The sequence below is a fragment of the Clostridioides sp. ZZV15-6383 genome (assembly GCF_020657735.1).
Taxonomy (GTDB): domain Bacteria; phylum Bacillota; class Clostridia; order Peptostreptococcales; family Peptostreptococcaceae; genus Clostridioides; species Clostridioides difficile_D.
The window spans coordinates 29,867-44,891 of the sequence record NZ_JAGWCV010000014.1; the positions used below are offsets into that span (position 1 = coordinate 29,867).

Annotated in this window: 13 protein-coding genes and 1 other annotated feature; all 13 genes read left to right on the forward strand. The window is 32.2% G+C overall.

Features of this window, described 5'->3' with window-relative positions:
• The first annotated feature begins 1 nt into the window (after position 1).
• The 13 genes from KGF42_RS07345 to rpoC all read left to right on the forward strand — a co-directional run bounded on the left by KGF42_RS07345 (position 2) and on the right by rpoC (position 14,985).
• Positions 2-529 (forward strand): NYN domain-containing protein, encoded by a 528-nt coding sequence (locus tag KGF42_RS07345; RefSeq protein WP_054273051.1) that lies wholly within the window; start codon positions 2-4, stop codon positions 527-529.
• 64 nt (positions 530-593) lie between these two features.
• Positions 594-1,241 carry an RNA polymerase sporulation sigma factor SigH gene (gene sigH / locus KGF42_RS07350; RefSeq protein WP_054273052.1) on the forward strand — a complete coding sequence of 216 codons (648 nt, stop codon included), beginning with the start codon at positions 594-596 and terminating at the stop codon, positions 1,239-1,241.
• Between the two features lie 73 nt (positions 1,242-1,314).
• Complete coding sequence (tuf, locus tag KGF42_RS07355) at positions 1,315-2,508, forward strand: elongation factor Tu (protein WP_009887863.1); 1,194 nt, start codon at positions 1,315-1,317, stop codon at positions 2,506-2,508.
• A 251-nt stretch (positions 2,509-2,759) separates the two neighbouring features.
• Positions 2,760-2,909, forward strand: coding sequence for a 50S ribosomal protein L33 (gene rpmG, locus KGF42_RS07360; RefSeq protein WP_003421192.1), 150 nt, complete (start codon positions 2,760-2,762; stop codon positions 2,907-2,909).
• A gap of 25 nt (positions 2,910-2,934) precedes the next feature.
• The gene (gene secE, locus KGF42_RS07365; protein WP_003429494.1) at positions 2,935-3,156 is read left to right on the forward strand and encodes a preprotein translocase subunit SecE; all 222 of its coding nucleotides are present in this window, start codon (positions 2,935-2,937) and stop codon (positions 3,154-3,156) included.
• 19 nt (positions 3,157-3,175) lie between these two features.
• On the forward strand, positions 3,176-3,718 hold the full coding sequence (gene nusG / locus KGF42_RS07370) for a transcription termination/antitermination protein NusG (RefSeq protein WP_054274272.1): 543 nt from the start codon (positions 3,176-3,178) through the stop codon (positions 3,716-3,718).
• A 38-nt stretch (positions 3,719-3,756) separates the two neighbouring features.
• A complete protein-coding gene (gene rplK / locus KGF42_RS07375; protein WP_003421189.1) occupies positions 3,757-4,182 on the forward strand; it encodes a 50S ribosomal protein L11 in 426 nt (141 codons plus the stop codon).
• Between the two features lie 70 nt (positions 4,183-4,252).
• Positions 4,253-4,951 carry a 50S ribosomal protein L1 gene (gene rplA / locus KGF42_RS07380; RefSeq protein ID WP_003421188.1) on the forward strand — a complete coding sequence of 233 codons (699 nt, stop codon included), beginning with the start codon at positions 4,253-4,255 and terminating at the stop codon, positions 4,949-4,951.
• A 51-nt stretch (positions 4,952-5,002) separates the two neighbouring features.
• Positions 5,003-5,131, forward strand: a sequence feature (ribosomal protein L10 leader region).
• A 42-nt stretch (positions 5,132-5,173) separates the two neighbouring features.
• Positions 5,174-5,680 carry a 50S ribosomal protein L10 gene (rplJ, locus tag KGF42_RS07385; RefSeq protein ID WP_227826052.1) on the forward strand — a complete coding sequence of 169 codons (507 nt, stop codon included), beginning with the start codon at positions 5,174-5,176 and terminating at the stop codon, positions 5,678-5,680.
• 57 nt (positions 5,681-5,737) lie between these two features.
• Positions 5,738-6,103: a 50S ribosomal protein L7/L12 gene (gene rplL, locus KGF42_RS07390; RefSeq protein WP_021382505.1), complete on the forward strand. Its 366-nt coding sequence runs from the start codon at positions 5,738-5,740 to the stop codon at positions 6,101-6,103.
• 388 nt (positions 6,104-6,491) lie between these two features.
• The gene (locus tag KGF42_RS07395) at positions 6,492-7,280 is read left to right on the forward strand and encodes an SDR family oxidoreductase (RefSeq protein ID WP_107595222.1); all 789 of its coding nucleotides are present in this window, start codon (positions 6,492-6,494) and stop codon (positions 7,278-7,280) included.
• A 461-nt stretch (positions 7,281-7,741) separates the two neighbouring features.
• The gene (locus KGF42_RS07400; RefSeq protein ID WP_107595223.1) at positions 7,742-11,458 is read left to right on the forward strand and encodes a DNA-directed RNA polymerase subunit beta; all 3,717 of its coding nucleotides are present in this window, start codon (positions 7,742-7,744) and stop codon (positions 11,456-11,458) included.
• A 41-nt stretch (positions 11,459-11,499) separates the two neighbouring features.
• Complete coding sequence (gene rpoC / locus KGF42_RS07405) at positions 11,500-14,985, forward strand: DNA-directed RNA polymerase subunit beta' (RefSeq protein WP_227826053.1); 3,486 nt, start codon at positions 11,500-11,502, stop codon at positions 14,983-14,985.
• Positions 14,986-15,025: the final 40 nt, after the last annotated feature.

Consider the following 15,025-nt stretch of genomic DNA (forward strand, 5'->3'; position numbering starts at 1 on the left):
TATGAAAAAAAAAATAAATCATTACTTAATAATAGATGGCTACAATATTATAAATGCGTGGGATAATTTAAAAGAACTGGCTAAAGAGGACTTAGAAGATTCTCGAGAAAAGCTTATTGATGATATTATAGAATTTTCTGAGTTTATGGGTTATAAGACTATAATAGTTTTTGATGCTTATAATGTTAAGAATTCAAGAGAAAAAGTTGAGAAAAGAAAACATATAACAATAGTTTATACAAGAGAACATCAAACAGCGGATAGTTATATAGAAAAATTTATAACTTCTTTATCAAAATATGATGATGTAAAAGTAGCTACTAATGACTATGCAGAACAACAAATGATTTTAGGAAAAGGTGCTACTAGAATGTCTGCAAGAGAATTAAAGTTAGAGTTAGATCGCTCCAAGAATAAAATGAAGGAAAAAAATATCGGTTTGAGGAAAAAAATTCAGCGAAATTGGTTGGAGGAAAGGTTAGATAAGGAAACATTGTCGAAACTTGAGAACATTCGTAGAAAGCGTTGAAATTACTAGCTTCTTTAGACTATAATATACCTATAAATTTGTTTTATATATGGGGGAGATTTACATGTTGGTAGCAAAAGAAAAAAGTTATGAGTTAATAGACAATTGTCAGCAGGATGAGTATAACATTGTATTAAGAGCAAGTGAAGGGGATAAAATAGCACTAGAGTACATTATTACCAAATACAGAAATTTTGTAAAAGCAAAGGCAAAGTCATATTTTTTGATTGGAGCAGATAAAGAAGACATAATACAAGAAGGAATGATAGGCCTTTATAAGGCAGTTAGAGATTTTGATGGAAGCAAGACAAATTCATTTAAATGTTTTGCGGAGATATGTATAACAAGACAAATAATAACTGCTATAAAAACTGCAACAAGACAAAAACATATACCTTTAAATTCATATGTTTCTTTGAATAAACCAATATATGATGAAGAATCAGACAGAACACTTTTAGATATTATAGCTACAAGTATAGTAACAGATCCAGAAGAGCTTATAATTAGTAAAGAAGAGTTAAGGAATATAGAATCCAAGATGAACGAATTATTAAGTGACTTGGAATTAGAAGTGCTAGAATTATATTTAAATGGAAAGTCATACCAGTTTATAGCGGACAAGCTTAAAAGAGATGTAAAGTCAATAGATAACGCTTTACAAAGGGTTAAGAGAAAATTAGAAAAACATCTTGAAAACAGAAATGATTAATAGTAAAATACTTACCATAAGCTTATTGTGAGCAAAATTAATTTATATCGAAAGATAAGGGAGGAAATTCAAAATGGCTAAAGCTAAATACGAAAGAACAAAACCTCATGTTAATATAGGGACAATAGGACACGTTGACCACGGTAAAACTACATTAACAGCAGCAATAACAAAAACATTATATGACAGATACCAATTAGGAGAAGCAGTAGACTTTGCAAACATAGATAAAGCTCCAGAAGAAAGAGAAAGAGGAATCACAATATCAACAGCACACGTTGAGTATGAAACTCCAAACAGACACTATGCACACGTTGACTGCCCAGGACATGCTGACTACGTTAAGAACATGATAACAGGAGCAGCACAAATGGACGGAGCAATATTAGTTTGTTCAGCAACAGATGGACCAATGCCACAAACAAGAGAGCATATACTATTATCAAGACAAGTTGGTGTACCATATATAGTAGTATTCTTAAACAAATGTGACATGGTAGATGACGAAGAGTTATTAGAGTTAGTAGAAATGGAAGTAAGAGATTTATTAACAGAATATGATTTCCCAGGAGATGACACTCCAATAGTAAGAGGATCAGCATTAATGGCATTAGAAGATCCAAAGAGTGAGTGGGGAGATAAGATAGTAGAATTATTCGAGCAAATAGATGAGTATATACCAGCACCAGAGAGAGATACAGATAAGCCATTCTTAATGCCAGTAGAGGACGTATTCTCAATCACAGGAAGAGGAACAGTTGCAACAGGAAGAGTGGAAAGAGGAGTATTAAAAGTACAAGACGAAGTAGAGTTAGTAGGATTAACAGAAGCTCCAAGAAAAGTAGTAGTAACAGGAGTAGAGATGTTCAGAAAATTATTAGACCAAGCACAAGCAGGGGATAATATAGGAGCATTATTAAGAGGAGTACAAAGAAACGAAATAGAAAGAGGACAAGTACTAGCAAAAACTGGATCAGTAAAGGCACACACAAAGTTTACAGCAGAAGTATATGTACTTAAAAAAGAAGAGGGTGGAAGACATACACCATTCTTTGATGGATATAGACCACAATTCTATTTTAGAACAACAGACGTAACAGGAGCTTGTAAGTTACCAGAAGGAATAGAGATGGTAATGCCTGGAGATAACGTAACAATGGAAGTAGACTTAATAAACTCAATAGTTGTAGAAGAGGGATTAAGATTCTCAATAAGAGAAGGTGGAAGAACAGTAGCTTCAGGAGTTGTTGCTACAATAATAGAGTAATTCTTATTACTAAACTGATGGATTAAAAAGAATAACAAAAAGAGGGGTTAGGCTCCTCTTTTTTTAACATAGAAATACAAAAACATTGACACAGCATAGGATTTTGTGATAACTTATACAAGGTAATGATTATAGGAAGTTAATAATATCTTGAATACTGTAGATTTTTAATAAATACATATTTTAAAGATATTATATTCACATATATTAGCAATATATATTATTGTATTACAAAGTTGGAGGTGTATCAGATGAGAGTTAAAGTAACTTTAGCATGTACAGAGTGTAAGCAAAGAAACTACAACACTACTAAGAATAAGAAAAATAATCCAGACAGAATAGAATTACAAAAATATTGTAGATTCTGTAAAAAGCATACAACTCATAAAGAAACAAAATAGTTTTTTATAAGGATGTGAGTATGGAATGGCTGCCCAAAAAAATGACGGTGCAAAAACTAAAAAAAGGTTTAGTTTATTTGGATACTTAAAAGAAACTAAACAAGAATTAAAAAGAGTTACATGGCCGACAAAAAAGGAACTGTTTAAAAACACAAGTATAGTTTTAACTGTAGTTATTTCATGCACTATATTAGTATGGGGCATAGACACTATATTATCTGGTGCACTAGCGTTATTACTAAAATAGACGAAAAGAGGTAAGTTAAATGTCAGAATTACAAGAAGCAAGTTGGTATGTAGTTCATACCTATTCAGGACATGAAAATAAAGTTAAAGCTACAATTGAGAAAGCAGTTAAAACAAGAGGTATGGAAAACTGCATAAGACAAGTAGTTGTTCCAACAGAAGAAGTAGTGGAAACTACTAAAACTGGAAAAGAAAAAACTAGACAACGTAAAGTTTATCCAAGTTATGTCTTGGTTAAAATGATAATAACTGATGAATCTTGGTATGTAGTAAGAAATACTAAGGGAGTTACAGGTTTCGTTGGACCTGGTTCAAAACCAGTGCCATTAAGTGAAGATGAAGTCAAAGCTATGGGGATAGATACAGAAGACCCTAAAGTAGTAAATGGTGATATTGATTTTGAAATAGGAGATACAGTAAAAGTATCCCAAGGACCATTTAGTGGACAAATAGGAAACATAGAAGAAATTGACTTAGAAAATAGAGAAGTCAAAGTATGCATAAATGCATTTGGTAAAAGGACTCTATTTGTAATAGAGCTTGAAGGTATAGAAAAAATCTAATACTATTTTATAGAAAAATCTGAGGAGGTGCGCTCAAAATGGCTAAAAAAGTTATAGGTCAAATAAAATTACAAATACCTGCAGGAAAGGCTACTCCAGCGCCACCAGTTGGACCAGCATTAGGACAACATGGTGTTAATATAATGGGATTCACAAAAGAATTTAATGCTAAAACTGCAGATCAAGCTGGAATGATAATACCAGTTGTTATAACTGTATATCAAGATAGATCATTCAGTTTCATAACAAAAACTCCACCAGCTGCAGTTTTAATTAAAAAAGCATTAAACTTAAAATCAGGTTCTGGAGAACCAAACAAAAAGAAAGTTGCTAAAATGACTTCAGCTCAAGTGAGAGAAATAGCTGAATTAAAAATGCCTGACTTAAATGCTGCATCAGTAGAAGCTGCTATGAGTATGATAGCTGGTACTGCTAGAAGCATGGGTGTTGTAATAGAAGACTAATTAAAAGATACACTTTTTTTTATAAAGTGGGAGGCGAAAAGCCGAAATTAACCACGAGGAGGAAAATAAAATGGCTAAAAAAGGTAAAAGATATGCAGGTGCATTACAAAAAGTAGATAGAACTAAATTCTATGATGCATCAGAAGCGTTAACATTAGTTTCAGATATAGCTGGAGCTAAATTTGATGAGACAGTAGAAGCACATATTAAATTAGGTGTTGACTCAAGACATGCTGACCAACAAGTAAGAGGTGCAGTTGTGTTACCTCATGGAACTGGTAAAACTAAAAGAGTTTTAGTTTTTGCTAAAGGTGAAAAAGCTAAAGAAGCTGAACAAGCTGGTGCTGACTTTGTAGGAGCTGAAGAATTAGTTCAAAAAATACAAGGTGAGAACTGGTTTGACTTTGATATAGTAGTTGCTACTCCAGACATGATGGGTGTAGTAGGTAGATTAGGTAGAGTATTAGGACCTAAAGGTTTAATGCCAAACCCTAAATCAGGAACAGTTACATTTGATGTAGCTAAAGCTATAGATGAAATAAAAGCTGGTAAAGTTGAATATAGATTAGACAAAACTAACATAATACACGTTCCAGTAGGAAAAGTATCATTTGGTGGAGAAAAATTAACTGAAAACTTTACTGCATTAATGGATGCTATAATAAAAGCTAAGCCAGCTGCTGCTAAAGGGCAATATTTAAGAAGTATAACAGTAGCTTCTTCAATGGGACCTGGAGTTAAAATAAACCCAGCAAGAACAGCTGAATAATAAAACTGTTGACACAGGTTGACAAAAATGTTATCATATCATTTGTCAATGTAAAAAAGAATAGATTTGCCGTAGATAGTGGGTGCGAAAGCTTAATATCCCACCGAGGTTTTAGATAAATTGATATTACTAAAGCTTTTGATGTCTACTTTTGGCAACAAAAGCTTTTTATAATGTTGCGGTAAATACTAAGCCTATTTGGTGAAGGAGGTGCACATCTATATGAGAAAAGCTATAGAAATTAAATCAGAAGTTGTTTCTGAGATAGTTGAAAAGTTACAAAAATCTGCTGCTGCTGTTGTTGTAGATTACAAAGGATTAACAGTTGAAGAAGTAACTGAGTTAAGAAAACAAATGAGAGAAGCTGGTGTAGATTACAAAGTATACAAAAATACTTTGGTTAGAAGAGCAGCTAAAGAAGTTGGTATAGAGCAATTCAATGATGAATTATTAGTTGGAACTAATGCTATAGCATTTGGATATGATGATCCAGTTGCTCCAGCTAGAATATTAAAAGGATTCATGGATTCTCATCCAAAAATGAAATTAAAGATGGGTATTGTGGAAGGTACATTCTATGATGAATCTAAAATTGTTGAAATGGCTAACATACCATCAAGAGAAGTTCTTATCGCTAAATTACTTGGTAGCTTAAAAGCTCCAGTATCAAACTTCGCATATTTAATAGATGCAATAGCGAAAAAGGCAGAAGGTCAAGAAGAAGCTTAATTGCTTAACTAAAAAATTATAAATATTAATTTGAAATAAAATTCGGAGGTGCTAAAAATGACAATAGAACAAATATTAGAAGCTATAGAAAATATGAAAGTTTTAGAATTAAATGAATTAGTTAAAGCTGCTGAAGAAAAATTCGGTGTATCAGCTTCAGCTCCAGTAATGGTAGCTGGTGCAGCTGCTGGTGGACCAGCTGCTGAAGAAAAAACTGAATTTGATGTAGTATTAGCTGAAGTTGGTTCTTCAAAAGTTGGAGTTATAAAAGCAGTTAGAGAAATAACAGGATTAGGATTAAAAGAAGCTAAAGAAGTAGTTGACAATGCTCCTAAGACAGTTAAAGAAGGAGCTTCTAAAGAAGAAGCTGATCAAATAAAAGAAAAATTAGAAGCTGCTGGAGCTAAAGTAGAAGTTAAGTAGTTTCTTTAAAAAGATACCCAATGGGTATCTTTTTTATTTGTAACAAATTATAGAGTACATCTAGAGTTATAAAGAAAATATTTTTATAAAATAAAAAAAATTTCTATAATAGTATTAAATTAAGGGTATCATATAGTATGTAATGATATTTTAATTTAATATTATTATTAAATTAAAATATAAACAATTATTGTAATGTATGTATATAAGGTATATAATTAAGTGGAACTGTAAAAAATTACATATTGTTTTAAAAAATTACATGAGTATTTTAAAAATAAAATGTAATAAATAATTAATTAACAAATATAAATTTTAAAATAAGTTAGATATTTAGAAAAATCGAAATTTGTAGACTTTAAAGGACATATTTAAGGAGGAATTAATAATGGAAAAATTACAGGGAAAAATTGCAGTAGTTACTGCAGCAACAAAAGGTATTGGATTAGCATCAGCAGAGATATTAGCAAAAAATGGAGCAATTGTATATTTAGCAGCTCGTTCAGAAGAACTGGCTAATGAAGTTATAAATAAAATAAGTACAGAAGGTGGCTGTGCTAAGTTTGTATACTTTAATGCTCGTGAAGAAGAAACTTTTACTTCAATGATAGAAGAGGTAGTTAAAAAAGAAGGTAAGATAGATATACTTGTAAACAATTTTGGTTCAACAAACCCTTCTCTTGATAGAGACCTTTTGACTGGTGATACAGATAATTTTTTTGACACAGTAAATACTAATTTGAAGAGTGTGTACTTACCATGTAAAGCAGCAATTCCTCATATGATAAAGAACGGAAAGGGAAGTATAATAAATATATCGAGTATAGGTTCAGTGTTGCCTGATTTATCTAGAATAGCTTACTGTGTGTCAAAATCAGCAATTAATTCATTAACTCAAAACATAGCAACACAATATGCAAAAGATAATGTTAGATGTAATGCTGTACTTCCAGGTCTTATTGCAACTAAGGCTGCATTAGATAATATGTCTCCAGAATTCATAAAAGAATTTCTAAAACATGTTCCTTTAAATCGTATAGGAAAACCAGATGATATAGCAAAAGCAGTTTTATTCTATGCTAGTGATGATTCATCATTTATAACAGGAGATTTACTTGAGGTTGCAGGAGGATTTGGTTTACCTACTCCACAATTTGCAGACAATATATTAAGATAATTAAATTCCTAATATGTAATAAAAATTTATGTATTAGTTATAGTAGAAATTTTATCTTATAAAGACCATAGATATAATTTATACTGGAAAAAGTTTAAGACTTAAAATTCCAAGTTAAATTTATTTATGGTCTTTATTTTGTATATTTAGTAGATTTTTGTATAAATCTAATTGTTTACAAGTATTTTCTTATGGAATTATAATTAAGTATAGGTATGTTATTAGGACATAATTTTCTATAGAAAATTAGACCTATAAATGAAAAAAATGGATTTTATATTGGAAAGTTGTACATAATACATAATATATGCTTAAAATAATTTACAAAAAATCAAAAATAATGCATAGTTTACATATAAGATAAAAAATATATTGAAAAATACTTGACATTATGCTAAAATTATTAGATGCGTTAGAATGAACTATTGTTTTATTTTTAATTATTGAGAGGTGAAAAGTGAATGCCACATCCTGTCACGATAGGTAAAAGAACTAGAATGAGCTTTTCTAAAATTAAGGAAATAGCTGATGTGCCAAATCTTATAGAAATTCAAGTAGATTCCTATGAGTGGTTTTTAAAAGAAGGTTTAAAAGAAGTGTTTGATGATATTTCACCAATAGAAGATTATACTGGTAATCTTATATTGGAATTTGTCGACTATTCTCTAGATGATAAACCAAAGTACGATATAGAAGAGTGTAAAGAGAGAGATGCTACATATTGTGCACCTCTAAAAGTTAAGGTAAGACTTATAAATAAAGAAACAGGTGAGATAAAAGAACAAGAAGTATTTATGGGTGACTTCCCTTTAATGACAGAAAGAGGAACTTTCGTTATAAATGGAGCAGAAAGAGTTATAGTAAGTCAATTAGTTAGATCTCCTGGTGTTTACTATGCGGAAGAAAGAGATAAAACAGGTAAGAGATTGATTTCATCTACTGTAATTCCTAATAGAGGAGCATGGTTAGAATATGAAACAGATTCTAATGATGTAATATCTGTAAGAGTTGATAGAACAAGAAAACAACCAGTTACAGTTTTACTTAGAGCTTTAGGAATAGGAACAGATGCAGAGATAATTGACCTTTTAGGAGAAGACGAGAGATTATCTGCTACATTAGAAAAGGATAATACTAAGACAGTAGAAGAAGGTCTTGTAGAGATATACAAAAAATTAAGACCAGGTGAACCTCCTACTGTAGAAAGTGCATCATCTTTACTAAATGCTTTATTCTTTGATCCAAAAAGATATGACTTAGCAAAAGTTGGTAGATATAAATTTAATAAGAAACTTGCTTTATGTTACAGAATAATGAATAAAATTTCAGCAGAAGACATAATAAATCCAGAAACTGGTGAGGTATTTGTAAAAGCTGGAGAAAAAATAAGTTATGAGTTGGCTAAAGACATACAAAATGCAGGTATAAACGTAGTAAATCTATTAATGGATGATGATAAGAAAGTTAGAGTTATAGGGAATAATTTTGTAGATATTAAGTCTCACATTGATTTTGACATAGATGATTTAAACATAAAAGAAAAAGTACATTATCCAACTTTAAAAGAAATTTTAGATGGATATAGTGATGAAGAAGAAATAAAAGAGGCTATAAAATCAAGAATTAAAGAACTTATACCAAAACATATATTATTAGATGATATAATAGCTTCAATAAGTTATGAGTTCAATATATTCTATAATATAGGAAATATTGATGATATAGATCACCTAGGAAACAGAAGAATAAGATCTGTAGGTGAATTATTACAAAATCAAGTTAGAATTGGTCTTTCAAGAATGGAAAGAGTCATAAAAGAGAGAATGACAGTTCAAGATATGGAAGCTATAACGCCTCAAGCGTTAGTTAACATAAGACCAGTTTCAGCTGCAATAAAAGAATTCTTTGGTAGTTCTCAGTTATCTCAGTTCATGGATCAAACAAATCCACTATCTGAGTTAACACATAAGAGAAGATTATCAGCCCTTGGGCCTGGAGGTCTTTCAAGAGAAAGAGCTGGATTCGAAGTGCGTGACGTTCACCATTCACATTATGGTAGAATGTGTCCAATAGAGACTCCAGAAGGACCAAATATCGGTCTTATAAACTCTTTAGGAACTTATGCAAAGATAAATGAATTCGGATTTATAGAATCACCATATAGAAAATTTGACAAAGAAACATCAACAGTTACTGATGAGATACATTATTTAACTGCTGACGAAGAAGATTTATTCGTAAGAGCTCAGGCAAATGAGCCATTAACAGAAGATGGTAAATTCGTAAACCATAGAGTTGTTTGTAGAACTGTAAATGGTGCTGTTGAAATGGTTCCTGAAAGCAGAGTAGATTATATGGATATATCTCCTAAGCAGGTTGTATCTGTTGCCACTGCTATGATACCTTTCCTAGAAAATGATGATGCCAACCGTGCCCTTATGGGAGCGAACATGCAACGTCAGGCAGTGCCTCTAGTTAGAAGAGAAGCACCAATCATAGGAACTGGTATAGAATACAGAGCTGCAAAAGACTCTGGAGCAGTTGTTGTTGCTAGAAATTCTGGTATAGCAGAAAGAGTAACAGCAGATGAAATAATCATAAAAAGAGAAGATGGAAATAGAGATAGATATAATCTACTTAAGTTTAAACGTTCAAACTCAGGTACTTGTATAAATCAAACACCTATAATAAATAAAGGTGACCAGATAATGAAAGGTGATGTTATAGCAGATGGTCCAGCAACTGATTTAGGAGAAGTTGCACTTGGAAGAAACTGCCTTATAGCATTCATGACTTGGGAAGGTTATAACTACGAGGATGCTATACTAATAAATGAAAGATTAGTTAAAGAAGATAGATTATCAACAATTCATATAGAAGAATATGAATGTGAAGCTAGAGATACAAAACTAGGACCAGAGGAAATAACTAGAGATATACCTAATGTTGGAGATAGTGCAATCAAGAACTTAGATGACAGAGGTATAATAAGAATAGGTGCTGAAGTGGACTCAGGGGATATACTAGTTGGTAAAGTAACTCCAAAAGGAGAAACTGAACTTACTGCTGAGGAAAGATTACTTCGTGCAATATTTGGAGAAAAGGCTAGAGAAGTTAGAGATACTTCACTTAAAGTACCTCATGGTGAATCTGGTATAATAGTTGATGTAAAAGTATTTACTAGAGAAAATGGAGATGACTTATCTCCAGGTGTAAATGAGTTAGTAAGATGTTATATAGCTAAAAAGAGAAAAATAAAAGTTGGAGATAAAATGGCTGGTCGTCATGGTAATAAAGGGGTTATCTCAAGAGTATTACCAGAAGAAGATATGCCATTCATGGAAAATGGAACTCCTTTAGATATCATACTTAACCCACAAGGTATACCATCACGTATGAACATCGGTCAGGTTCTAGAGGTTCATTTAGGACTTGCTGCTAAGACATTGGGATGGTATGTAGCAACATCAGTATTCGATGGTGCTAATGAGTATGACATAATGGATGCTCTTGAGGAAGCTGGGTATCCTAGAGATGGTAAATTGACTCTATATGATGGTAGAACAGGTGAGACTTTTGATAACAGAATAACTGTTGGATATATGTATTACTTAAAACTACATCACTTAGTAGATGAAAAACTACATGCAAGAAGTACTGGACCATACTCATTAGTTACTCAACAGCCACTAGGTGGTAAAGCTCAATTTGGTGGACAAAGATTTGGAGAGATGGAGGTTTGGGCTCTAGAGGCATATGGAGCTGCTCATATACTTCAAGAAATACTTACTGTTAAGTCTGATGATGTTGTAGGTCGTGTTAGAACTTATGAAGCTATAGTTAAAGGTGAAAACATACCTGAGCCAGGAATCCCAGAATCATTTAAGGTTCTTATAAAAGAACTTCAAAGTTTATGCTTAGATGTAAAAGTATTAACAGATGAAGACCAAGAAATAGAAGTAAGAGAATCTGTGGATGAAGATGATACAATAGGTGAATTTGAGCTAGATGTTGTAAATCACATGGGAGAAGTTGAAGAAAGTAATATAATAGAAGAAATTGAAGATGATTTTGTAGAAAACACAGAAGATGAGGATATAGAGAATTTAGAAGAATTCACTGAAGAGGATTTATTTGAAGAAGAAATAGATTTTGATGGTGATGACTTTGATATTTAAATTTAATTAATGTAAATCTCAAATAGAAGGGAGAGAACTCCTTGTTTGAATTAAACAATTTCGAGTCGATAAAAATAGCATTGGCTTCTCCAGAAAAAATAAGACAATGGTCTAGAGGAGAAGTTAAAAAGCCAGAAACTATAAATTACCGTACTTTAAAACCAGAGAAAGATGGTCTTTTCTGTGAAAGAATATTTGGACCACAAAAAGACTGGGAGTGCCATTGTGGTAAATATAGAAGAGTTAGATATAAAGGTGTAGTTTGTGATAGATGTGGAGTAGAAGTAACTAAATCAAAAGTAAGAAGAGAGAGAATGGGACATATAGAGCTAGCTGCTCCTATGTCTCACATCTGGTATTTCAAAGGTATACCAAGTAGAATGGGACTTTTACTTGATATGTCACCAAGATCATTAGAAAAAATATTATACTTTGCTTCATATGTAGTAGTTGACCCAGGTGAAACTGGATTGAATGAAAAACAATTACTTACAGAAAAAGAATACAGAACTGCTCTTGAAAAGTATGGATATACTTTTACTGTAGGAATGGGTGCTGAAGCTGTAAAGACATTACTACAAAATATAGATTTAGAGCAACAAAGTAAGGACCTAAGAGCGGAGTTAAAAGATAGTACAGGACAAAAGAAAGTTAGAACAATAAGAAGATTAGAAGTTGTAGAGGCATTTAAAAAGTCTGGAAATAAACCAGAATGGATGATTTTAGATGCAATACCAGTAATACCACCAGATTTAAGACCAATGGTACAACTTGATGGTGGAAGATTTGCAACTTCAGACCTAAATGACTTATATAGAAGAGTAATAAATAGAAATAATAGACTTAAAAGATTATTAGAGCTTGGAGCTCCAGATATAATTGTAAGAAATGAAAAAAGAATGCTTCAAGAAGCTGTTGATGCATTAATAGATAATGGTAGAAGAGGTAGACCTGTAACAGGGCCTGGAAATAGACCACTTAAATCTCTATCAGATATGCTAAAAGGTAAACAAGGTCGTTTCCGTCAAAACTTACTTGGTAAGCGTGTTGACTACTCAGGACGTTCTGTTATAGTTGTTGGACCAGAACTTAAATTCTATCAATGTGGACTTCCAAAGAAAATGGCATTAGAATTATTTAAGCCATTTGTTATGGATAAGTTAGTTAAAGAAGGATATGCACATAATATAAAAAGTGCTAAATCTATAGTAGAAAAAGTTAAACCAGAAGTTTGGGATGTTTTAGAGGATGTTATAAAAAGTCATCCAGTTCTTCTTAACCGTGCACCGACTCTACATAGATTAGGTATACAAGCATTTGAACCAATCTTAGTTGAAGGTAAAGCTATAAAACTACATCCTCTTGTATGTACAGCTTACAATGCAGACTTCGATGGTGACCAAATGGCGGTTCATGTACCTTTATCAGTAGAAGCACAAGCAGAAGCAAGATTCTTAATGCTTTCTGTAAATAATATACTTGCTCCTAAAGATGGTTCACCTATAACTACTCCATCTCAGGATATGGTTTTAGGTTGTTATTATCTAACAATAGAAGCACAAGATGGAGCTAAAGGAACAGGTATGGTATTTAAAGACTTTAATGAATTATTACTTGCTTATTACAATAAGTCAGTTCATCTACATGCTTTAGTAAAATTGAAGGTAACACTTGAAGATGGAAGAAGTTCATTAGTTGAAAGTACTGTTGGTAGATTTATATTTAATGAAAGTATACCTCAAGATTTAGGTTTTGTAGATAGAAAAGAAAACCCATTTGCACTAGAAGTTGATTTCTTAGCAGATAAAAAGTCTCTTGGTAAAATAATAGATAAATGCTTTAGAAAACATGGTAATACAGAAACAGCTGAATTACTAGATTATATAAAAGCTCTAGGGTTTAAGTATTCTACATTAGGTGGTATAACAGTTGCTGTCGATGATATGAGTGTACCAGAAGAAAAGAAAGTATTTATAGCTGAGGCAGAAGCAAAAGTTGATAAATATGAAAAAGCATACAGAAGAGGTCTAATATCTGATGAAGAGAGATATGAAAAAGTTATAGAGACATGGACAGAAACAACTGATAAAGTTACTGATGCTCTTATGGGTGGACTAGACAGATTAAATAATATATATATAATGGCACATTCAGGAGCCAGAGGTTCTAAAAACCAAATTAGACAGTTAGCAGGTATGCGTGGTCTTATGGCCAATGCATCTGGTAAGACAGTTGAGATACCAGTTAAATCTAATTTCCGTGAAGGTTTATCAGTACTAGAATACTTTACATCTTCACATGGTGCCAGAAAAGGTCTTGCCGATACAGCTATACGTACAGCTGAATCTGGATACTTAACAAGAAGACTTGTTGATGTAAGTCAAGATGTTATTGTAAGAGAAATAGATTGTGGAACAGAAGATACTACAGAAATTTATGCTATAAAAGAAGGAAATGAAGTTATAGAAGAAATATATGATAGAATTGTAGGAAGATATACTATAGACCCTATATTAAATCCTGAAACTGGTGAGGTTATAGTTGAAGCTGATGCTATGATACAAGAAGAAGAAGCAGAAACTATAGTAGCTTTAGGAATTGAAAAAATTAGGATAAGAACAGTTCTTAACTGTAAAACTAATCATGGAGTTTGTTCTAAGTGCTATGGTAGAAACTTAGCTACAGGAAAAGAAGTTAATATAGGTGAAGCAGTTGGTATAATAGCAGCTCAATCTATTGGTGAGCCGGGTACTCAGCTTACAATGCGTACATTCCATACTGGAGGAGTTGCAGGAGCCGATATAACTCAAGGTCTTCCAAGGGTTGAAGAATTATTTGAGGCTAGAAAACCAAAAGGATTAGCTGTAATAACTGAAGTGTCTGGTAGAGTTGAAATAGACGAAACTGGAAAGAGAAAAGAAGTAAATGTAATACCAGAAGAAGGCGAAACTCAAACATATGTGATACCATATGGTTCTAGAATAAAAGTTAAGCAAGGTCAAATGTTAGAAGCTGGAGACCCTTTAACACAAGGGTTTATAAATCCTCATGATATAGTGAGAGTAAATGGTGTTAAGGGAGTACAGGAATATATAGTTAAAGAAGTTCAAAGAGTGTATAGGCTTCAAGGGGTTGATGTTAATGATAAGCATATAGAAGTTATAGTAAGACAAATGCTATCTAAAGTTAAAGTTGAAGACCCAGGAGATACAGATTTATTACCAGGTGGATATGAAGATGTATTAACATTCAATGAATGTAATAAAGATGCTATATCTAAAGGTTTAAGACCAGCAGTTGCTAAAAGAGTTTTACTTGGTATAACTAAAGCATCTCTTGCAACTGATTCATTCTTATCAGCAGCTTCGTTCCAGGAGACGACAAGAGTATTAACTGAGGCAGCAATAAAAGGTAAAGAAGACCACCTAATAGGACTTAAAGAAAATGTTATATTAGGTAAGTTAATACCAGCAGGAACAGGAATGAAGAAATATAGAAATATAGCTGTTGAAAAAATTGAAGATTAATAGCAGATAGAGTAAAGAAATCTTGACAACCATTATTTGT

Bases quoted from the DNA above. Each gene is read 5' to 3' on its own strand.
- KGF42_RS07395 (WP_107595222.1), top strand. From the start codon at position 6,492: ATGGAAAAATTACAGGGAAAAATTGCAGTAGTTACTGCAGCAACAAAA.
- secE (WP_003429494.1), top strand. From the start codon at position 2,935: ATGGCTGCCCAAAAAAATGACGGTGCAAAAACTAAAAAAAGGTTTAGT.
- nusG (WP_054274272.1), top strand. From the start codon at position 3,176: ATGTCAGAATTACAAGAAGCAAGTTGGTATGTAGTTCATACCTATTCA.
- tuf (WP_009887863.1), top strand. From the start codon at position 1,315: ATGGCTAAAGCTAAATACGAAAGAACAAAACCTCATGTTAATATAGGG.
- rplL (WP_021382505.1), top strand. From the start codon at position 5,738: ATGACAATAGAACAAATATTAGAAGCTATAGAAAATATGAAAGTTTTA.
- KGF42_RS07400 (WP_107595223.1), top strand. From the start codon at position 7,742: ATGCCACATCCTGTCACGATAGGTAAAAGAACTAGAATGAGCTTTTCT.
- rpmG (WP_003421192.1), top strand. From the start codon at position 2,760: ATGAGAGTTAAAGTAACTTTAGCATGTACAGAGTGTAAGCAAAGAAAC.
- sigH (WP_054273052.1), top strand. From the start codon at position 594: ATGTTGGTAGCAAAAGAAAAAAGTTATGAGTTAATAGACAATTGTCAG.
- KGF42_RS07345 (WP_054273051.1), top strand. From the start codon at position 2: ATGAAAAAAAAAATAAATCATTACTTAATAATAGATGGCTACAATATT.
- rplJ (WP_227826052.1), top strand. From the start codon at position 5,174: ATGAGAAAAGCTATAGAAATTAAATCAGAAGTTGTTTCTGAGATAGTT.
- rplK (WP_003421189.1), top strand. From the start codon at position 3,757: ATGGCTAAAAAAGTTATAGGTCAAATAAAATTACAAATACCTGCAGGA.
- rplA (WP_003421188.1), top strand. From the start codon at position 4,253: ATGGCTAAAAAAGGTAAAAGATATGCAGGTGCATTACAAAAAGTAGAT.